The sequence below is a fragment of the Paenibacillus sp. J31R120 genome, assembly GCF_056269225.1.
The window spans coordinates 328,620-349,949 of the sequence record NZ_JBWDNN010000003.1 but is presented as its reverse complement, the minus strand read 5'-3'; the positions used below and the strand labels follow the sequence as shown (position 1 = coordinate 349,949).

Annotated in this window: 16 protein-coding genes; 14 read left to right on the top strand and 2 right to left on the bottom strand. The window is 51.9% G+C overall.

Annotation, left to right across the window (positions count from 1 at the left end; translation table 11 throughout):
• Positions 1 to 44: 44 nt before the first annotated feature.
• On the bottom strand, positions 45 to 521 hold the full coding sequence (locus AC0YNW_RS13980; RefSeq protein WP_475832506.1) for a hypothetical protein: 477 nt from the start codon (positions 519 to 521) through the stop codon (positions 45 to 47).
• 125 nt (positions 522 to 646) lie between these two features.
• Here AC0YNW_RS13980 and AC0YNW_RS13975 point away from each other — a divergent pair, with 125 nt between their 5' ends.
• Entirely contained in the window at positions 647 to 1,450 is an 804-nt protein-coding gene (locus AC0YNW_RS13975) for a carbon-nitrogen family hydrolase (protein ID WP_475832505.1), read from the top strand.
• 492 nt (positions 1,451 to 1,942) lie between these two features.
• Here AC0YNW_RS13975 and AC0YNW_RS13970 read toward each other — a convergent pair whose 3' ends face one another.
• Positions 1,943 to 2,836 carry a LysR family transcriptional regulator gene (locus tag AC0YNW_RS13970; protein WP_387473574.1) on the bottom strand — a complete coding sequence of 298 codons (894 nt, stop codon included), beginning with the start codon at positions 2,834 to 2,836 and terminating at the stop codon, positions 1,943 to 1,945.
• A 179-nt stretch (positions 2,837 to 3,015) separates the two neighbouring features.
• Here AC0YNW_RS13970 and leuC point away from each other — a divergent pair, with 179 nt between their 5' ends.
• From leuC to AC0YNW_RS13905, 13 genes are all read left to right on the top strand, one after another.
• On the top strand, positions 3,016 to 4,431 hold the full coding sequence (gene leuC, locus AC0YNW_RS13965; protein WP_387473572.1) for a 3-isopropylmalate dehydratase large subunit: 1,416 nt from the start codon (positions 3,016 to 3,018) through the stop codon (positions 4,429 to 4,431).
• 31 nt (positions 4,432 to 4,462) lie between these two features.
• Positions 4,463 to 5,062 carry a 3-isopropylmalate dehydratase small subunit gene (gene leuD / locus AC0YNW_RS13960; RefSeq protein ID WP_387473570.1) on the top strand — a complete coding sequence of 200 codons (600 nt, stop codon included), beginning with the start codon at positions 4,463 to 4,465 and terminating at the stop codon, positions 5,060 to 5,062.
• 154 nt (positions 5,063 to 5,216) lie between these two features.
• Positions 5,217 to 6,638, top strand: a complete 1,422-nt coding sequence (locus tag AC0YNW_RS13955; protein ID WP_475832504.1) for an N-acetylmuramoyl-L-alanine amidase — start codon at positions 5,217 to 5,219, stop codon at positions 6,636 to 6,638.
• A gap of 19 nt (positions 6,639 to 6,657) precedes the next feature.
• A complete protein-coding gene (locus AC0YNW_RS13950) occupies positions 6,658 to 7,257 on the top strand; it encodes a GerMN domain-containing protein (RefSeq protein WP_475832503.1) in 600 nt (199 codons plus the stop codon).
• Between the two features lie 48 nt (positions 7,258 to 7,305).
• Positions 7,306 to 9,402 (top strand): S-layer homology domain-containing protein, encoded by a 2,097-nt coding sequence (locus tag AC0YNW_RS13945; RefSeq protein ID WP_475832502.1) that lies wholly within the window; start codon positions 7,306 to 7,308, stop codon positions 9,400 to 9,402.
• Positions 9,403 to 9,564: 162 nt separating this feature from the next.
• Entirely contained in the window at positions 9,565 to 10,245 is a 681-nt protein-coding gene (nth, locus tag AC0YNW_RS13940) for an endonuclease III (RefSeq protein WP_387473560.1), read from the top strand.
• Positions 10,246 to 10,265: 20 nt separating this feature from the next.
• Positions 10,266 to 10,538 carry an NAD/NADP transhydrogenase alpha subunit gene (locus AC0YNW_RS13935; RefSeq protein WP_387473557.1) on the top strand — a complete coding sequence of 91 codons (273 nt, stop codon included), beginning with the start codon at positions 10,266 to 10,268 and terminating at the stop codon, positions 10,536 to 10,538.
• Between the two features lie 21 nt (positions 10,539 to 10,559).
• Positions 10,560 to 14,276, top strand: a complete 3,717-nt coding sequence (locus AC0YNW_RS13930) for a dynamin family protein (protein ID WP_475832501.1) — start codon at positions 10,560 to 10,562, stop codon at positions 14,274 to 14,276.
• A gap of 326 nt (positions 14,277 to 14,602) precedes the next feature.
• Entirely contained in the window at positions 14,603 to 16,399 is a 1,797-nt protein-coding gene (locus AC0YNW_RS13925; RefSeq protein WP_475832500.1) for an ABC transporter ATP-binding protein, read from the top strand.
• A complete protein-coding gene (locus AC0YNW_RS13920; protein ID WP_475832499.1) occupies positions 16,396 to 18,219 on the top strand; it encodes an ABC transporter ATP-binding protein in 1,824 nt (607 codons plus the stop codon). Before AC0YNW_RS13925 ends, AC0YNW_RS13920 begins: the two co-directional genes overlap by 4 nt.
• A 153-nt stretch (positions 18,220 to 18,372) precedes the next feature.
• Positions 18,373 to 19,557 (top strand): formate-dependent phosphoribosylglycinamide formyltransferase, encoded by a 1,185-nt coding sequence (gene purT / locus AC0YNW_RS13915; RefSeq protein WP_475832498.1) that lies wholly within the window; start codon positions 18,373 to 18,375, stop codon positions 19,555 to 19,557.
• A gap of 10 nt (positions 19,558 to 19,567) precedes the next feature.
• Positions 19,568 to 19,846 (top strand): YqkE family protein, encoded by a 279-nt coding sequence (locus AC0YNW_RS13910; RefSeq protein WP_475832497.1) that lies wholly within the window; start codon positions 19,568 to 19,570, stop codon positions 19,844 to 19,846.
• Positions 19,847 to 19,963: 117 nt separating this feature from the next.
• Positions 19,964 to 21,154: a M14 family metallopeptidase gene (locus AC0YNW_RS13905; protein ID WP_475832496.1), complete on the top strand. Its 1,191-nt coding sequence runs from the start codon at positions 19,964 to 19,966 to the stop codon at positions 21,152 to 21,154.
• Positions 21,155 to 21,330: the final 176 nt, after the last annotated feature.

The window sequence follows — 21,330 nt, the reverse complement described above, 5'->3', positions numbered from 1 at the left end:
TGAACGGAGAATTGAAGCAGGGAGCGCAGCCGACGCCATATTTTTTATGATGCTGGCAGGCCTACTTTTTTGATAAACGGCCCGATGTCTTCTTTGAATAGAAAGAGATAAGGCTTGCGACGCTCGTCGAAGACAAGCAGCATAGGCGCTTCATCCTTGCAGTAAAACAGAAATAGATCGCTTGTGCTGATTTTGATATCGCCGGATGCGACAGTTGCAGGTTTGGCAAGAGGCACGCGATAGACATAGCTGCAATTTTGGCCTGCCGTCATTTGCGGTGCGAGTCCTGTAATCGATTCGGTCCAGGAAAGAGCCATCTTTTGAAACTTCTTATCGTTAGGCAGGGTGCTGACGACACGGCCAGCGGCAACGTCGAACACTTGGATCGGACGGAGCTCGGCTTCGGGGCTGGTTGCGATACGGGAGCTTGCAGCCGCGGAAGCAGCGGGAGCGGCAAAGGTGAGCAGAATGATGGCGGCGAGCGCCATGAGCAGCAATCGTGGATAACGAACAAGCAACATATTAGAAAAACTCCTTTGTGATGTAGTTTCTTGAATTAAGCTTCTTCGTTACGATGCCCATCTTGACAGAGAACCATGAGAAGGTATCATTAGTGAAAAAGAACATGACTGGGAGGCTTCACCTTATGACGAAGAAATTGCGGCTTGCTTTGCTGCAAATGAATATAGAAGCGGGATTTCCTGACCAAAACCTGGCTAAGCTCAAGAGCTTGCTGGAGGAAGCGGTACGTGCGGAAGTGAAGCCGGATGTTGTGATGTTTCCGGAGATGTGGAATACGGGTTATGCCTTGACGGAGATCGAACAGTTGGCGGATACGAACGGGGAGGCGACGATCGCGTTCCTGTCCGCGTTCAGCAAGCAGCATGGGATCTATATCGTTGGCGGCTCTATTGCAGAAGCCAAGGCGGACGGCGTCTATAATACGATGTATGCTTTTGACAGAGAGGGCAACCAAATTGGCGATTATTCCAAAATCCATTTGTTCCGCCTGATGGAGGAAGAGAAGTACTTGCAAGCCGGGGAGAAGCCGGGGCGTCTTGTCATTGAAGGGGAACAGGCAGGCATGATGATCTGCTATGACATCCGGTTCCCGGAGCTGGCGCGCACGCTGGCGCTGGACGGAGCCAAGCTGTTGTTCGTACCAGCCGAGTGGCCGAATCCGCGTCTGCACCATTGGCGCACGCTGCTGACAGCGAGAGCGATTGAGAATCAAATGTACGTGATTGCGTGCAACCGGATGGGGACTAGCGGGGAGACGACCTTCTTCGGCCACTCGCTTGTCATCGACCCATGGGGAGAGATTATAGCAGAAGCTGGCGAGGATGAGACGATTCTGTGGGCGGACATCGATCTGGATCTTGTGAGCGAAGTGCGCAGCCGCATTCCGGTCTTTGAAGACCGGCGGCCTCAGCTTTACTTTAAAGGTTAGATTGCGGGGGAGGGCCTGCAAGCCGAGAAACTCGGCTTAGAAGCGCACTCTCATACGTTATACATGTACAACTTAAAAATCGCATTCCATACAAGCTGATCTGCAGCTCAACGGAATGCGATTTTTTGATGGACAAATTTCGGTATTGTTCAGTTCATGGGTAGGGGGAGAACTGCTCGACAAGTCCTATATAATAAGTGTTAATTGAGTGTTGAGTTAATTTAGGTGTTTTGAGAATAGGCCTGGTCAAGCTCATGCGATCATCAAGTTCAGCAAAGTTCCAGTCTCATCAAGATGATGTGTTTATTAATGTATAATGGGCGCTTATCCAAGCATTTTCTGTCCTTTTTACTTCGAAGATACTGATCCGCTCACACATATACTAACTAACCTTAATCGAAAATGCGCCGCGCACCACTCAAATGAACTGACTTAAGCTAAACACCGTCACACTCATAAGAATCGTAACACACCCTACTGCAACGACCATCGCTACCCTTGATACACGCTAATCGTTTCGTTCAAAGTGGAGATAAACGCTTGGGCGGCTTTGGACAAGTAGCGGCCTTTGCGGCTGGCGACGACAAGCGTGCGGGTAGGGCGGGATTGCAGCTTCAAGTATACCGGGGCAAAGTCTCCGCCCGTTCTGGTCAGCATGCGCGGAACAAAGGCAATGCCCATGCCGCCAGCCACTAGCGACTGTACCGTTTCGATATTGCTGCTTTCGAATACGATTTGGGGAGTGAATCCGACCGCCTCGCACAGCTCGACTGTAATTTGGCGGAATCCTTGACCGCGCTTCAGCCCGATGAATGGCTCCGCGCTCAGCTCGCTGATCTCGATCGGCTCTTGCCGGGATGCAAGCCTATGCTGCGGGGGAACGGCGAGCCATATCTCTTCCTCCAGATAGGGCTCATAGGATAATGAGCTGTCAATGAGAGGCAAGGACAGTAAGCTCAGGTCGGTGCCGCCGCTGGCGGTCAACTGCTCCAGCTTGGCTGTTGTTTCTTCAACCAGCACAACCTCAATCTGAGGATATTGCGCGCCGAAGGCAGGAAGTACAAGCGGCAGGACGTGTGAACCTGTAATGGGAAGAGTGCCAACCACAAGGCGCCCTCTGCGCATTTGCGCCATATCGTCCATTTCCTGCTTCAACTGCTCGACCGTATCCAGAATCGTCTGCGACTTCTCCACGAATACCTTGCCTGCCTGAGTGAGCTCAACTGAGTTGGTGGTTCGCCGGAACAATAATACCCCGAGCTCCTGCTCCAGCTTGGACAACTGCTGGCTTAGCGAAGGCTGGGCAATATGCAGCTTGTCCGCGGCTCGGGAAAAGTTTTTTTCATTGGCGATCTGGATGACGTAATTTAATTGACGCAGTTCCATCCGGCTAAACCTCCCTTTAAATTCGATCTATACAAATAAGATAACGCGAGTTATAGTTAATAACTATAGTCCTTATAGATATTATATCTTAGATCAATGAAGAAAGACATGGTATGATGGCAGTAATTAATAAAGCAGATTATTGCAGCAAGCAATAATGAATTCATGGGGTGAGCATAATGGCGAAAAAGACAATGTTTGAGAAAATTTGGGACAATCACGTCATTCATCAAGAAGAAGGCAAACCAAGCGTTATTTACATCGATTTGCAGCTTGTTCATGAAGTAACGTCTCCGCAAGCGTTCGAAGGCTTGCGCCTGTCGGGCCGCAAGGTTCGTCGTCCGGACCTGACGTTTGCAACAATGGACCACAACGTACCGACGAAGGATCGCTTCAACATCTCCGATCCGATCTCCAAGCAGCAAGTGGATACGCTGACTCAAAACTGTAAGGATTTCGGCGTTAAGCTGTTCGACCTGGACAGTGTGGACCAAGGCGTCGTTCACGTTATGGGACCTGAGCTTGGCCTGACACATCCGGGCAAAACAATCGTTTGCGGTGACAGCCATACTTCCACGCACGGTGCGTTCGGCGCGCTGGCATTCGGTATCGGCACATCTGAGGTTGAGCATGTAATGGCGACTCAATGTCTGCAGCAATCCAAAGCCAAAACGATGGAAGTTCGCTTCATCGGCAACCGCAAACCGGGCGTAACGGCAAAGGACATGATCCTCGGCGTTATCGCGAAGTACGGCACAGACTTCGCAACTGGCTATGTTATTGAATATACAGGCGAGTCGATTCGTTCCCTGACGATGGAAGAGCGTATGACGGTCTGCAATATGTCCATCGAAGGCGGCGCTCGCGCCGGCTTGATCGCACCAGACGAGACAACGTTCAACTACCTTCGCGGCCGCGAGTATGCACCTGCTAACTTCGATGAAGCGGTAGCGGCATGGTCGCAGCTTACAACGGACGAAGGCGCAGCTTACGATACAGTAGTAGATTTCGATGTAGATTCCCTGATTCCGCAAGTAACCTGGGGAACTAGCCCGGGCATGGGTACGGACATCACGTCCAAAGTACCTTTTCCGGCTGATCTTCCGACGGAGAACGAGCGCAAAGCAGCTGAGAAAGCATTGGAATACATGGATCTGAAGCCAGGTACGCCAATGTCCGAAATCGAAATAGATTATGTATTTATCGGCTCCTGCACGAACGGCCGTATCGAGGATCTTCGCGCTGCTGCCGAGATCGCTAGAGGCTACAAAGTCAGCGACCGCGTAACGGCGATCGTCGTTCCAGGCTCCGGCCGCGTTAAGATTCAAGCGGAGAAGGAAGGACTGGATAAAGTCTTCACAGAAGCAGGCTTTGAATGGCGTGATGCCGGATGCTCCATGTGTCTTGCGATGAACCCGGACGTTCTGAAGCCAGGCGAGCGCTGCGCATCGACTTCCAACCGTAACTTCGAGGGCCGTCAAGGCCGCGGCGGCAGAACGCATCTCGTATCGCCTGCAATGGCAGTAGCTGCAGCGGTCAATGGCCGTTTCACTGACGTTCGCGATTGGGAAATCAAGACGGAAGTGCTGAACTAAGCGCATAACGCAGGAGAGGGGATTATCATCCATGGAACCATTTAAACAATTAACAGGCATCGTTGCTCCGGTTGACCGGGTCAATGTAGATACAGACGCAATTATTCCAAAACAATTTTTGAAACGCATCGAGCGCAGCGGCTTCGGCCAGTTTCTGTTCTTCGAATGGCGTTTCCACGAGAGCGGCGAAGTGAACGCCGATTTCGAACCGAACAAGCCGCGCTACCAAGGCGCTTCCGTTCTGATCTCCAGAGCGAACTTCGGCTGCGGCTCATCCCGTGAGCATGCGCCATGGGCGATTCTGGACTATGGCTTCAAGGTAGTTATCGCACCTTCTTACGCGGATATCTTCTATAATAACTGCTTCAAAAACGGCATTCTTCCGATCAAGCTGAGCGAAGAGCAAGTAGAGGATTTGTTCCAGCGCACAGCGAAGCATGAAGGCTACAAGCTGAATGTCGATCTGGAGAACAAGAAGCTGACTGACGAATACGGTCTCGACCTTTCTTTCGAGCTTGACGAGCACCGCCGCCAGTTCCTGCTGCAAGGTCTGGACGATATCGGTCTGACGCTTCAGCACGAAGACAAAATCTCAGCATACGAGCAAAAGCACGCTGCTCGCTTAGGCTAATAGACATCAGCAAAGAGGACATACCGACTGATAAGGAGGTTGTCCTCTTTTTTCCTCTATACGCAACTTTTTCTGACACTGTGCGTCTATACAGTTGTCCTTGTATGTCGAATGATCACATTCGATGAAGGAAATTCAGTCATCGAGGTGGGAAATGAAAAAGTCTGTATCCATTATGTTGTTGATGTCGTTGTTGTTCACGATGTTCGCGTCCGTCGGACATGCTGCCAGCGTGCCTCCGAAGTTGTTCCTGGAGGGCAAGCAGTTAGTGTCTGATGTGGATCCGAAGATCGAGAATGGTTCGACGCTCGTTCCGCTGGCCATTTTGTCCGAGGGGCTTGGCTATGAAGTGGAATGGGAACCCGTCATGAAGAAAGTGACCATCAAGAACGACAGCACTGTCATCGAGCTGATTATCGGCGAAGCAATGGTGAAGGTAAACGACGTCATAATGGACATAGCCGCCAAGCCGCAGCTGATGAATCAAAGGACGATGGTACCGGTGAGAGCAGTAGGCGAACTGCTTGGACTGGAATTTGAGTGGAAGGGCCCCGAGCGGGAAGTGCATATGTTCCGCATTCAGCCGGAGCAGCCTGCTGAGCCTGAACCGGCAGAGCCAGAGCAGCCGTTGCCGACAGGGTACATAACAGGCGTTTCGATGGACGAGCAGTCCGTCATTACGCTCATCCACACGGATGTCCAGAAGCCAGGCAAACCCCTTGTGCTAGACAACCCTAAGCGTCTTGCTTTTGATTTCAAAAACACGACGTTTGAGCCTTACTTCAATGGGGAGACAAGAGTGGAAGTGGCTGATAACCCATTGCTCACGGGTTACAAGTACGCTCAATTCCAGTTGAACCCGCTTACAGCGAGATTGGTCATCAACATTGGCGATGATACGGGATACGTGGTGACGGAGTCGGAGAACGCGATTCATATTGCGCTGATGCCAACTGCAGATATTCCGAAGGAGCCAGAAACGCCAGTTGAACCAGAAACGCCGGTGACAACGCCGCCGGATGGCAACAATGGCGCGCAATTCACCGTTGTGCTCGATGCGGGTCACGGCGCTAAGGACCCGGGCGCTTACAGCAAGTCCATGACTCGCTGGGAGAAGGAATTCAACCTGAGTGCTGCGCTGAAGCTGAAGGCCGAACTGGAGAAGGACAAGCGTATCAATGTGTTGATGACTCGTTCAGACGATACGTTTATTGAACTGGCTGACCGCATCAAGTTTGCACAGGATCATAAGGCCGATCTGTTTATCTCCATTCATGCCAACAGCTATGACAAAACAAGCGTAAACGGCTCGGAGACTTACTATTATCGCGAAAACAGCAAGGCGTTAGCGGATTTTCTACATCCATATGTACTTGCCGGAACCGGGTTGAATAACCGCGGTGTGAAGAAAGCGGCATTCAAGGTCATCAAGGAGACGACGATGCCAGCCGTTCTGATCGAAGCCGGATATCTATCCAATGATGGCGATGCGAAAGCCCTATTTACAGATTCCGTTCAGAACAAGTTCGGAGCAGAAGTAGCTAAGGGAATTAAAGCATATTTGAAATTGAAATAGAGAGCGGAGGTTCTGGCTGATGCATAAAACCGGACAAGCCTTTCGAGTGTTGATCGCTTCATTTGTTGTTATAGCCGCGCTTTCGGGTTGCGGTGCTCAAGAGAAGACTAACGTGGACACGCAAGGCGGCGTCGGGGCATCCCCTACAGCTAATGAATCGAACGGCGGGCAGGATAACGAACCGGAGGAAAGCGCGAATGAGCCGTCTCCGGTTCCTTCCAGCGCACCTGCGGATCAAATGGAAATTACCATCTACGCGACAGACGCCGAGCTGGAGAAAACGTTGGAGAGAAAAGTCACGATTCCGAATGCAGGTGAGGCCGATATGGTGAAAGCCGCACTGGCTGAACTGCAAAAGGATGCCGGCGACGGCAGCGTCTCTCTATGGAAGGACGTACATATTTTGGCCGTCACTCTCAATGACGGCATCGTAACGGTGGACATCCACATTCCGGACGAAGCCCGTCTGGGCGCGCCCGGCGAGCTTCAGATGGTCGAGACACTCAAGAGCACGCTGTTCCAATTCTCATTCGTGGAAGGCATCGACATCCTTGTCGTAGGGGAAGCGGTTGAGAGCATGATGGGCCACGTCGATCTGGATCATCCAATCGTTCGATAAGAGCTCTATCACTTACATTATTCGAAATCGACAAAGGAGACGACCTGGATGCCAATCGAATTATCCTGGAAAAAAATACTTACGGGAGCGCTTGCTGTTACACTTGTAACGGGAAGCGGTTCTGCCGTTTTATCAACACCTATCGCTGTACATGCCGCTGCGGTTACAGCTTCAACGCCGTTTCTTGATGTGAATGCGGGACACTGGGCCGAGAAGCATATCGCCAAGCTTTATTTCCAAGGTATTATTGACGGTTATAAAAATACGGCAGATGGCACGGCGACGTTCAAACCGGAGAAAAGCGTGTCTCAGCAGGAAGCCGTTTTGATGGCTTTGCGTTTTGCCGGTTTGATTGACAAAGCACCGACGAACTCTATGATTATCTTTGATGAATCCTTTGAAGTAAGCGAATTTTTCAAAACCTACATCGAGCTTGCCTTCAAGGAAGGATTGCTTGACCGTGAAGAAGAGTACGCGCTAGCCAAAGCGGATACCGAAAACGCTTGGGGCTCCAAGCCTGCCAGCCGTGAGTGGGTTACGAAATTGATTGTGAAAGCGATTGGACAGCAAGCAGTAGCAAGCCAACTTCAAAATGCGTCGTCGCCTTTCCAAGATGCCTCATCTATTAGTACCCGCTATAAAGGATTTGTAAACGCAGCATTCCAGCTTGGCCTGGTCAAAGGGATGACGGAGACTACGTTCGAGCCTGCCAAGACGATTACACGCGCCAGCTTGGCTACTCTGTTCAGCAGAGCACAGTCCAGCTATCCGGTCGACTATGAAGGCCAGTTGTCGGGCGTTGTATCCGATCTGACCAGCACGGGACTGACCTTGTACCAAGATGGGAAAGAGACGAGTTATACACTTGATTCCAGTACGGTATATTTCCATTTCAACTCCGAGAAGCCGATTACGAAGGACCAGCTGCTTGAATATGGCGACGTAACGGTTATCGGGAAAGATGGAAAAGCGCTGTACGTTGAGGTGGAGAGCGATACCCAGCATACGAAGACGGTAGAGGGCACGTTCCTAAGTTATAATGCTACAGACAAATCGTTTTATATCTGGGTGGACAAAGACCCTAAGCTTTTCGTTTTTGATTCTTCATTTATTGTAGAAGATGCTGATGGCAAAACAGTTACAATTGATTCGATTAAACGTGATGCGAAAGTAACCGTTGTACAGGATAGCTTCAGAAAAGAACCGCGGACACTGAAGCTAACGACTGCTGTTGCTCCTAATACGACAACAATCAGTGGTGTTTTCCAAGGATCAAATAAAGAATATATTACTATTAAACAAGATGATAAAACTCTGGTATCGAAGTTCTTGGCTAAAAATGTAACGGTACAAATTGATGGTGTACCTAACTCTTCAATAAGTGATTTGATTGCTGAGGTAGACAAGGTTGAGGTTACACTTGATGCTACAGAACAAGTTGTTTCCGTCAAGGTTTCGAATCGTCAAATGAATAAAATGTCAGCAGCTCAGCTCAAATATTTTGACGACAATAAAGGGTTAATAATGGTTGAGGATTCAAGCGGAAACAATGCTCAGGCATTATACATTACAAATGCTACGAAGTTTGCTTATCGCGGCGAGACCATGAAGCGCGAAGACGGAATGAAATTAATGAATCAATTCAAGAACATTATTGTCAGTTACTCGCATAATAACATTATCATTCTGGAGTTCGTGGACAAGTATGTAGGTGAACTCGTTACTTTGAACGAGACGGACCAGCAGGTAACAATCAAGATTGCTAATGGTGAATTGATTACGATTCCTTATAACAAATCTAATGTTGATCTGAAAGACAAGCCATCAGCTAATCTGAGCGACCTGACAAAGGGTGCGACGATTACACTTGATCTGGAGTATGACCAATTCTTGATTTACCAAATTAAGATCCATCAAAATATCCAGTACGAGATCGTATCCGTAGATTCGGTAAACAAGAAGCTGAGAGTCAAAACCGGAACACAAGCGGCGTTCGACCTCTCAACAGCAAGCATTGATATCTTCAAAGCCGACGGTACAAAAGGCGCGTTCAGCCAATTCAAGGCTGGCGATAAGATCAATGCTACGTATGTAGGCTCGACGCTGGAGAAATTGCAAAGCGTCACAACAACTTCCAACGGATAGGAAAAATGCCGTTTAAGCCATCATTCCTATAAAAGCAGGAACGTTTTGTGAAAAAAACTGCCCTTATGGGCAGTTTTTTTATGGAATTATGCGGATTTATGGTTGCGTACCGTGTCAAATTTCGCTACACTTTGAACGATAGTGCTAAACTGGAGGGGAATCATGAGTGCAAAGCAGAAGATGCGTCATATATTGGATACCATAGCAGAGATGTTCCCGGACGCGCATTGCGAGCTTATTCATGACAATCCGTTTGAGCTGACTATCGCAGTATTGCTCTCGGCTCAATGCACAGATGAGACCGTCAACAAGGTTACGGCAGGTTTGTTCCAGAAGTACAAGACGCCCGAGGATTACTTGAGCGTGCCTCTGGAGGAGCTGGAAGGTGATATTCGCCGAATCGGGTTGTTCCGAAGCAAGGCTTCCAATATACAGAAGTTGTGCCGCATTCTGATCGATAAATATGAGGGTGAGGTTCCAGCCAGCCACGAAGGATTGATCGAGCTTCCCGGCGTCGGGCGCAAGACGGCTAACGTCGTCATGTCCAATGCTTTTGGCGTACCAGCCATTGCGGTTGATACGCATGTCGAGCGAGTGTCGAAGCGACTTGGCGCAGCCAAGCCCGATGATACAGTGCTTGTCGTCGAGCAGAAGCTGATGAAGCTGGTTCCGAAAGAGGAATGGACACTAACTCACCACCGACTCATTTTTTTCGGACGATATCACTGTAAGGCGCAAAATCCGCAATGTCCTGTATGTCCCTTGCTGGATATATGCAAAGAAGGAAAAGCGCGTATGAAGCCAGCGGTTAAGACCAAAAATAAAGGTAAAAAACTAAATTAGCCAATGAAGGATGATGAATGATGAAATGCATTTCCGTGTACACGAACAACTTTGAGCTTTTTTCCGATATTTACGAGCAAGTGCTTGAATCCCCGCCGCAAGAAAATGAAGATATCGTAATCGATGGCATAACGGTAAGCGGCTCGGGCGATGTGCCTGATCAATATATCGACCGTATGCGCACGAAGCCTGAGGTTGTCGTCATGAGGGAGAAGGAACGCAACATTATGATTCTTCAGCATGGCAATGTATTCGAAATTTGCCTGCCGACTGACGAAGAGGAAGCCGTCTAGGATTTCTGGGAGATGACAACAATGACGGTACAAGGCATAGCGGAAGCACTTCGGACCGCAAGCGCCGCAATGACCGAGGCAGGAGACCCTATACGCGCGCGGCAGGCGCGTGAGCTAACTAGTAAGCTGACCGAAGGTCGGCTTACTGTTGCGTTATGCGGACATTTCTCGGCAGGCAAATCTACGCTGGTCAATCGGCTTTGCGGAGCTCAACTGCTCCCGTCCAGTCCGATTCCGACCAGCGCTAACGTCGTATCTATTAGAGGCGGCGAGCGGGCTTATGCGGAAGTAGAGAAAGTGACGGGAGACGGCACAACGATTCAAGCGGAAGTGCCGATCGGCGAGCTAGATCAATATTGTGTAGACGGCGAGCAATATACGTCCGTGTCGATTGTTTATCCAAGTGAACTGCTGGGCAATGAGACGGTCCTGCTTGATACGCCTGGCATCGACTCGACGGACGATGCGCACCGGATGTCCACGGAATCGGCGTTGCATTTGGCGGATGTCGTGTTTTATGTGATGGATTACAATCATGTCCAATCGGAAATCAACTTTGCGTTCGCCAAGGAATTGAAGGATTGGGGCAAGCCTTTATATTTTATTGTCAATCAAATCGATAAGCATCGTGACAGGGAGCTTAGTTTCTCCGATTATCGCAATAGCGTAGAAGAAGCATTTCAGGCATGGCATTTGGAGCCTGCCGGTATTGTCTATTTATCGCTTAGAAAACCGGAGCATCCCCATCATGAATGGCATAAGCTGACCGGTCTGATCAGCAAGCTGGCTGAGCAGCGCGAGGAGCTTTGCGCGTATAGTGTAGACGCTTCGCTCAGACATCTGACGGAGACTCATCTGAAGTGGCTTGAAGAGCGTCAGGAGCCGGAGCGCGAGCGTCTAATCGCGGAAGCCGGAGGCGAAGAAGCGATGGCAGCCGTGTCTGGTGAGCTGCAGGAGCTTCGTGCGCGGATTGACAACCTTGCCGCCCAGCAAGAAGTGTATCGAACGAAGCTGCGTCAGGAGCTTCAATCGCTGCTGGATAACGCGAATATTACGCCGGCGCCTCTGCGTGACTTGGCCCATGCCTTTCTGGAGAGCCGCAAGCCGGGCTTTAAGACCGGGCTTTTATTCGCGGGCGCAAAGACGGCCGCTGAGCAGGAGAGAAGGCTGGAAGCCTTCCAGGCGGAGCTGTCCAGTCTGGTAAGCGCATCGATCGAGTGGCATGTCAAGCAGCTGCTGCGCAAAGCGGCAGAGGCGGCGAGCTATGGCCTGGAGAAGCTGGAGGGAAGTCTGGCTTCGGAGCTTTCTTGGGCACCGGACGGTAATTGGCTGATCGGCAGAGTGAAGGCCGGAGCCGTCATGGGCAACGAATATACGATGACGTTCAGCAAGGAGCTAGCTGCAGACATTAAGAGCGTCTATCGTCAGCGTGCGCTTGACGTCATTGACGAAATTGCGGTCAGCGCATCTGCGGCAAGCGAAGCTGAGCGTGCAGAGGCAGGGCAGCGGCTGGCCGAGGTTCAAAGCCAGGCTAATGCGATTCACGAGCTGGAGAGCATAGCAGCGAAGCTGGAGCAGGATGCAGCCGAGATGCGGCGGATGCTGCCGGCGCCGATTGCGGCGCCTGTGCTGCCTAAGCCTGCTGAGACTGTGTCATCCTCAGCAACGGAACGCAGCGATGCATCTGCCCAGCTTGACGGCTCCGCTGCTGTAAAGGAAGAGCAAGTGCAGGCAACGCCTGTTGTCTCGCATCCTGACCGTCCTGATAACCAAGTGGCAGCTACATTGGAGGCAGGGGTGCATCGCAGCACTCAGGCTGCTTCGGGATTGAATAATGAAGCTGTTCGCTCCAAACAGGGCGAAGCTGCGGGCAAGCTCATTCAGGCGGCTGAGCTGATTTCTTCGCAAGCGGCGCTTCGCTCGGCTGCTCTTGCGATGCGTGAGAAGGCTGAGCGCCTCCAGAGCAGCCGGTTTACGGTTGCGTTGTTCGGCGCATTCAGCGCTGGCAAGTCATCGCTCGCAAATGCACTGATCGGCGACGCTGTATTGCCGGTGTCTCCGAATCCGACGACAGCGGCGATTAATCGTCTTATGCCCCCTACACCGGAATACGGGCATGGCGAAGCGCGTGTCGTGATGAAGAGCAGGGAGGTTGTACTAGCCGACTTGCGCTACTCTCTTGCGCTGCTCGGCGAGCAAGCATCCGAAGCCCATATGCCGGATGCGGCCTCAATCCTGAAGGCGATCGACAAGCTAACGCCGCAATCCATCGGCGCAGGCGGACGGCCTCATTACAGCTTCCTGCGCGCAGCGCGTCAAGGCTGGGAGCGGCATGAGCCGCTGCTTGGCAAGGAGCTGAAGACGGATCGGGCGGATTATGCCAAGTACGTGGCGGAAGAATCCCGTTCTTGCTTCGTTAACGAGATTGATTTTCACTATGAATGCGCGTTAACAGCCGAAGGCATTGTACTGGTGGATACGCCTGGAGCAGATTCTGTCAATGCGCGCCATACAGGCGTAGCGTTCAATTATATTAAAAACGCGGATGCGGTTCTGTTCGTAACCTATTACAATCATGCATTCTCGCAAGCGGACCGCCAATTCCTCGACCAGCTGGGCCGAGTGAAGGACCAGTTCGAGCTGGATAAAATGTTTTTTGTCGTCAATGCGGCGGATTTGGCTGCAGACGAAGAGGAACTGCAGGGTGTACTTGCGCATGTAGAGTCCAACCTGCTGCAGCATGCGATCCGTTCGCCAAGATTGTTCCCGGTATCCAGTATCGAAGCGCTTGACGGCAAGATGGACGCCGATCATCAGCTGCTGGAGCGGTCTCGTATGCCGCAATTGGAATCGGCTTTCCTATCCTTTATTACTAATGATTTGGGACGGCTCGCCGTAGAATCCGCTTATCAGGAGCTGGCCCGTACGATAGGGACAGTGAGCGGCTGGGTGCGCGGAGCCGAAGGCGACGCTTCGCAGCGTGAAGCGCAGCTGCGTCAATTATCTGATGCGGCAGGGCAGTCGGCGGCACTTGTGGATACGATGGCCGCCAGTATTATTCCGCATGGACTGAAGCAGGAAATCAACGAACTTCTCTATTACGTCATTCAGAGACTGCAATACCGATTCGGCGATTTCTATCATCTGGCCTTCAATCCGGCCTCTCTGCAGGACGATGGCCGCGATTTGCGCCGGATGGTATGGACATCATGGCTGGAGCTGCAAAGACTGATGCAGCGTGAGTTGTCGCAGGAGCTTCTGGCGACCACGCTTCGTATGGAGCGGGCGCTGCATACCAACCTCAAGAAGCAATACGATCGTTGCAGTGAAGAATTGACGGAGCTGCTTGCAGACTATTTGCCAGCACCTTATCCGGCTGAGAGCGTGCAAGCTCCCGAGCAAGCGAAGGATTGGGAAGCGGAGGGCATGGACGCAAAATGGCTGTGGAGCCGCTTCAAGTCGCCTCGCCAGTTCTTTGAGGGAGAAGGCAAAACGCAGCTGCGCAAGGAGCTGGAGACACGCATCGCACCAGAGCTTCAGCGCTGGATGGAAGTTGTCATTGCCGATTGGACCGTTCATTATGAGCGCGTCTGGCAAAGCGCTGCCGGCCAGGCTAGCGGCTTCTTGAAGCAGGATGTGACTGCCTTTGCCGATGGCAAGCGCGCAACGCTAAGCGACAGCGGGCAGCTGGAAGAGTTGAAGAAGCTTCAGGCGAAGCTTGCAGTAATCCAAGGCTAACAGAGGGACTGCTGTTGTCTCATCCGATTTATGGAATGCTTTCACGGAATTTCTTTTCCGGGAAAGCATTCTTTTTTTCGAGCACGCTTGGCTGAACTGGAAAAAAGTTTAGGTTGTCTTGTGTGAAAATATGCAAAAACGGAGTAATACGCACATTATGGTATCGATTCGGGACGATTTGGGAGGTTTAACCGTTTCCAATTCCGCTAGCGGGAGTTTAAGCGCTTCTACATAAAAATTCGCAAAATTATCGAATTTGCTCCTCTAAAGCGATGCTGATAAGATTCATTCATGCTTACATAACAGAGATGGGGAGTTGGGTTTCGTTGGACGTACTGAGGCAATTAAAGGCTTTTTATATGCCGGAGAGAAAGTTCTTAATTGCATCGATCTTGTTTTTGATGATCGCCACGGCGCTGGGGCTTGTCTACCCGAATCTGTTGCGTTATCTGATCGATGATGTCATTACACCGCGGAAGTTCGAGCTTGTACCGCAGCTCGCGCTCATTGTCGTGGGAGTCATTTCTTTGAAAGCGCTCAATCAGTTCCTGCATGGCTTTTTTGGCGGGAGACTGGGCAACAGAGTCGCCTTCCGCTTGCGCAACGCCTTGTATGACAAGCTTCAGACCTTATCCTATCAATATTACGACAAGGCCAAGACGGGCGATCTCATGTCGCGGCTTACAGCAGACCTAGAGGCTATCCGCAACTTTATCGGATTTGGCTTCGCCCAAATCTTGAACATGGTGCTCATGATTGCTTTCGGAGGCGCTATGATGCTGTATCTGAACTGGCAGCTGATGCTTATTACGCTGTTGCCGATTCCGATCCTCGCGATTCTGGCTCTTCGCTTCGAGAAGCTGATTCATCCGGCATTCCGTGAAATGCGGCAAGCGATGAGCAATCTGACGACGGCCGTTCAAGAGAACATTACAGGCGTTCGCACGGTCAAGTCCTTCGCCCGAGAATCGCATGAAGTATCGAAGTTCTCCGTACGCAGCGAAGCGTATCAGACGAACCAGGTAGGAGCGGCGCAAATCTGGGCGAAATTTTTCCCGGTTATGGAGCTGGTGGCCAATATGAGCGCAGTCATTCTGCTCATTACCGGCGGGATTATGGTCATTAACGGTTCGCTGCTGCTAGGCGAATTCGTAGCCTTCTTCAGCTTGATCTGGTATATTATCGGCCCTATGTGGGGACTCGGCTTTCATATTAACAACTACACGCAGTTCAAAGCGTCGGGCGAACGCGTGCTTGGCCTCCTGAACGAGCATGTACATGTGAAAAACGTAAAGGACGCTGTGGAGCTGGACGCACGCAACGTGAAAGGGCATGTCCGCTTTGAAAATGTGACGTTCAATTATCCCGATAAATCGGCCGCTCTGACGGCTATCGACATTGACGCTCCGGCAGGATCGGTGATTGGCCTGTTGGGCGGCACGGGATCGGGCAAATCGACGATCATTCAGCTTCTGATGCGGGCATACAACGTGAAGAATGGCCGTATCATGCTGGATGGGATGGATATCAAAAATGTGGATATCGAGTCGCTTAGACGGCAGATCGCGCCAGTGTTCCAGGAGACATTCCTGTTCTCGGCATCGATCCGCGACAATATTGCCTACGGTATCCGGGATGTCACCCAAGAGCAAATCGAGCATGCCGCCAAGCTGTCCAAAGCGCATGATTTCATTATGGAGCTGCCGCTTGGCTACGATACAGTCGTCGGGGAGCGGGGCATGGGCCTGTCCGGCGGACAGAAGCAGCGTATCGCCATTGCGCGCGCGCTGATCAAAAACCCGCGCATCCTGATTCTGGATGATGCGACAAGCGCGGTCGACATGGAGACGGAGCATGAGATTCAAGCGGGCTTCAAGGAGCTGATGGCTGGAAGAACCACGTTCATTATCGCTCATCGCATCTCATCCCTGCGTCACGCAGACGAGATTATTGTGCTTGATAAGGGGCATATCGTGCAGCGAGGCAAGCATGCTGAGCTAATTGCACAGAAGGGGCCTTACCGCGAGACCTATAAAATCCAATACGCGGACTATGTCAATGACGATGAGGATGAATATGCCGTGATTGATATTCAAGACCGGAGAAGGAGCAACGCAAAATGAGTGCAAAAGCATCCGCCAAAGGGCGAAGCCGCAATGAACGCTTCGTCTATCAGGACGACGAGGCGATTGAAAAGCCGTTTAACTGGGCGCAGCTGCGCCGTCTCTATACGTACATGATGCCATACAAGCGAGAGCTGATGCCCGTCCTTGTCATGATGATCATCGGCACGCTGACCAGACTTGCGATTCCGTTCCTGATGCTCTATGTCATCGACAGCATTCTGGATGCCGATAAGGGCTCTAAAAGCACCGGCATGCTGGCGGTAATCGGCGGGCTTATGCTGGCGCTCTACATTGTGCAATGGGCGTCTAACCGATACCGGATCAAGTATACAAGCATCATTGGGCAAAAGGTCATTTATGACCTGCGCAACCATCTGTTCCAGCATATCCAGAAGCTGTCGTTCCGCTTCTATGACAAGCGTCCGGCAGGCTCCGTACTCGTTCGGGTTACGAATGATGTCAATGCCTTGCAAGACTTGTTCACAAATGGTGTCGTGAATCTTCTGATGGACTGCATTCAGCTTGTGGGCATCGTCATTATATTGCTGGCGCTGAACGTCAAGCTGGGTCTGGCTGTTATGATCACCGTTCCGATTATGTTCATCGTATCGACCTCCTTGCGCAAGCGCATCCGCTTCGCCTGGCAGGATGTGCGGATGAAGCAATCGCGGATCAACGCCCATTTGAACGAAAGCATTCAAGGAATGAAGGTTACGCAAGCGTATGTGCAAGAGAAGGACAATATGGCCTTCTTCAACCATATGAACACGGACAATATTAAGTCCTGGAACAAAGCGTCCGCGCTGAACCAGGCCTTCGGCCCCGTCATTGAAGTGACGGCTGCCATCGGTACTTGTATCCTGTTCTGGTATGGCACGCATTTGATCCAGATTCAGGCGATCACGATTGGTCTGTTGTTCGCCTTCGCCAACTACATCGGCAACTTCTGGGAGCCAATTAACCGATTGGGCCAAATGTATTCCCAGCTGCTGATCGCTATGGCGTCCTCCGAGCGGATCTTCGAATTTATTGATGAAGAGACGACGGTAGCCGAGACTAAGGACGCCAAGCCGCTTCCTGCGATCAAAGGCGATGTCAAGTTCGATCAAATCATTTTCGAATACGAGAAGGACAGACCGGCGCTGAAAGGCATCAGCATCGACGTGAAGGCAGGCCAATCGATCGCCCTTGTCGGTCATACCGGCTCCGGCAAAAGTACGATTATCAACCTGCTGTGCCGCTTCTATGATCCCGTGCAAGGCCGGGTGCTTATCGACGGCACCGACATTCGCGACGTCTCGATTGAGAGTCTTCGCTCGCAGGTCGGCATCGTGCTGCAGGATACCTTTATCTTTGCGGGTACGATTCGCGACAATATCCGGTACGGCCGTTTGAATGCGACCGATGCGGAGACCGAGGATGCGGCGAAAGCCGTGCATGCCCACGACTTCATTATGTCACTGCCTGACGGGTATGAGACAGAAGTAGAGGAGCGGGGCAACGTATTGTCCATGGGACAGCGGCAGCTGCTGTCGTTCGCGCGGGCTTTGCTGGCGGACCCGCAAATTCTCATTCTTGACGAAGCGACCGCAAGCATCGATACGGAGACCGAGCTGAAAATCCAGGAAGCGCTGAAGACGCTGCTTGCAGGACGCACGTCTTTCATGATCGCTCACCGCTTGTCCACGATTCGCCATGCGGACGATATTATCGTACTGGATCATGGCTTAATTGTAGAACAAGGCAATCATGAAGCGCTGATGGCAACAAAAGGCGTATATCATGGCTTGATTGAAGCGCAATATCGCTATTTATAGCCTCAAAAACCGAACGTTTCAGCAATTATCTGCTCCTTTATATTGATTTTTCACGAAAGAACCTCCACAATGGAAGAAAACCGTTTTTGTCTGAAAGGGATCTCGTTATTCGAGTGAAACCAGACGAAGATGTTCCAGGAGGTTCTTTCTCATATGTATGGCTCACCCTTAACATCGAACGCTCGAAAAGTGCTGTTACTAGGATCGGGAGAATTAGGCAAGGAAGTCGTTCTTGAAGCGCAGCGCCTGGGCGTAGAGACAATCGCGGTAGACCGTTATGCGAATGCGCCGGCGATGCAGGTTGCACATCGCAGCTATGTGGTCGATATGCTGGACGGAGAAGGTATTCGCCGCATTATTGAGCAGGAGAAGCCAGACTTTATTGTGCCGGAGATTGAAGCGATTGCGACCGAGACGCTGCTTGCGCTGGAGAGCGAAGGACACCGCGTCATCCCGACTGCCCGGGCTGCGCGATTGACGATGGACCGCGAGGGAATCCGCAGGCTGGCAGCCGAGACGCTGAGCCTGCCGACAGCGCCGTACCGTTTCGCCGATACGCTGGATGAACTGAGGGCCGCTGCAGATGTGCTGGGTTATCCATGCGTCATCAAGCCGATTATGAGCTCATCGGGCAAAGGCCAAAGCGTATGCCGTTCGGAGGCTGAGCTGGAGGGCTGCTGGAATTATGCCATGGAAGGCGGCCGCGCCAAGAAGAGCCGTATTATTGTAGAAGGATTTGTGACCTTCGAATCGGAAATAACGCTGCTCACGATCCGTTCAGTGAACGGCACCAGCTACTGCGCGCCGATCGGGCATGTGCAGAAGGATGGGGACTATATCGAGTCGTGGCAGCCGCATGACATGACAGACGTGCAGATCCGCCAAGCGGAAGAGATCGCCTATCGCATTACGGAGGAGCTGGGCGGCTACGGCCTTTATGGCGTTGAGCTCTTCCTGACGAAGGACGGGGTTCTCTTCAGCGAAGTATCGCCTCGTCCGCATGATACAGGCATGGTCACGATGGCGACGCAGGATCTGTCGGAATTCGCGCTGCATATTCGTGCGATTCTGGGCTATCCGATTCCGACGATCCGGCTTCTGTCGCCGGGCGCTTCGCATACGCTCAAGGCGGACCGCGAATCGCAATCCTTCCGCATTGGCGGGCTAGAGGATGCGCTTGCTGTACCGAATACGCAAGTCCGCTTGTTCGGCAAGCCGGAAACGAAAGTAGGCCGGCGTATGGCTGTGGCTCTCAGCACGGCCTCTGATACAGAGTCGGCACGCGCGCTTGCGCGCAGAGCGGCGGAATCACTTCATATTGAATACGATAACGAGTAGGTGAATCAGGATGGCAAAGAAAGGCAAGCAGAGGCAGCCGCAGCCGAAGCGCAGCAATGAGCAGGAGCGTACGGAAGCGGGAGGCGCTACGCTAAAGGAATTGTTGGGTGCGGATACCCTGCAAAAGCTGAAGGCGCAGGCAGACGAGCTGAAGACAGCGGAGGCCGATCGCAAGGAGAAGCAGCGCTTGCAGGAGGAAGAAGCGAAGAAGCAAGAGAAGAAGCGTCTGGAGAATGACTTCTCTTACCTGCTGGAGAACAGCGACAGCAATTGGAGCAAATATAAATAAGATCAGGAGCCTTCCGCCACTGTGCGGGGGCTTTCTTTGTATCTAGGCACCAATTCCGGCAGAGGCCCATACTTTAATCTAATGAGAATTTTGGAGGGTGAAGGAGGCATTGACGTCATGCAAGTTACGGTAAGAAGCGGGGATTCGCTCTGGAAGTACAGCATCCTCTTCGGTGTTCCCTTCCGTCTAATCGTGGATTCCAATCCTGGAATTGAGCCGGAAGCGCTGTACATCGGCCAGGCTGTGCAAATACCGGGATTCCAGTGGGTAGAATACCGGATCGCAAGCGGGGATTCGCTATGGCGTATCGCAACGCGCAACGGCATTTCGGCGGAGCTGCTGCTGCAGACCAACCCGGGACTGCAAAGCAATAACCTGCAGGTGGGAGATACAATACGCATACCAAGACGCGTCATGGAGCTGGTCACCAATCCGCAGCGCAATTATAACGTCGCAGCTCTTGAAGAGGATTTGGGCAGACTGCTTGACGTTTATCCGTTCCTGAGACGCTCCTCGATCGGCAATAGCGTAATGGGCAAGCCCCTAACGGAAATTCGAATTGGCAGCGGCGACCGAATCATTCATGCGAACGGCTCCATTCACGCGAATGAATGGATTACGACTCCGGTGCTCGTCCAGTTTCTGAACGAATACGCCATGAGTGTTACGAATAGCACGGATTGGCAAGGGACAGCCATGTACGCGCCTTATTTGGCTGTGACGCTGTCGGTTGTTCCCATGCTGAATCCCGACGGCGTCGATCTGGTGGTGGGCGGACTGCCGGAAGCGGAGCCCGTACGCAGCGAGGTGCTTGCTATTAATGAAGGCAGCTCGGACTTTAGCGGCTGGAAAGCCAATATCAGAGGCGTCGATCTGAACAAGCAGTTTCCGGCCTTGTGGGAGCGCGACGCGGCTATCGGACCGCAGTCGCCTGCTCCGCGAGACTACTCTGGTGCAGCACCGCTTACCGAGCCTGAGGTGCAGGCGCTGGCTGAGCTGACCCGGAGGGATTCGTTCCAGCGGGTATTGGCCTTCCATACGCAAGGGGAGGTGTTCTTCTGGGGCTTTGAAGGCTTGGAGCCGCCGGAGTCGGTGGCATTGGCTGCGGCTTTCGCCGAAGCGAGCGGTTACGAGTCCATCCGCAATGTGGACAGCACGGCAGGCTATAAGGATTGGTTCATTCAGGACTGGCGCAGGCCGGGTTTTACGATTGAGCTGGGCAAAGGGACCAATCCGCTCCCGCTTGAGCAATACGGTCAGATCTATGATGCGGCATCCAGCATAATACGGGTTGCCATTACGCGTTAACAGGTTCGGAGCTGCTATCATTTATCGGATTCAACGAACGGAACAAGTCCCTGCAGGATGCGCTTAGCGCATCTTTTTTTTTCGTGCACATGGCATAAGGCGCGGCGGAAATGCAAACCATGGTAACATCTGACACGACAGATGCAAGATGCCGGTTATGACGAACAAGCCGACTT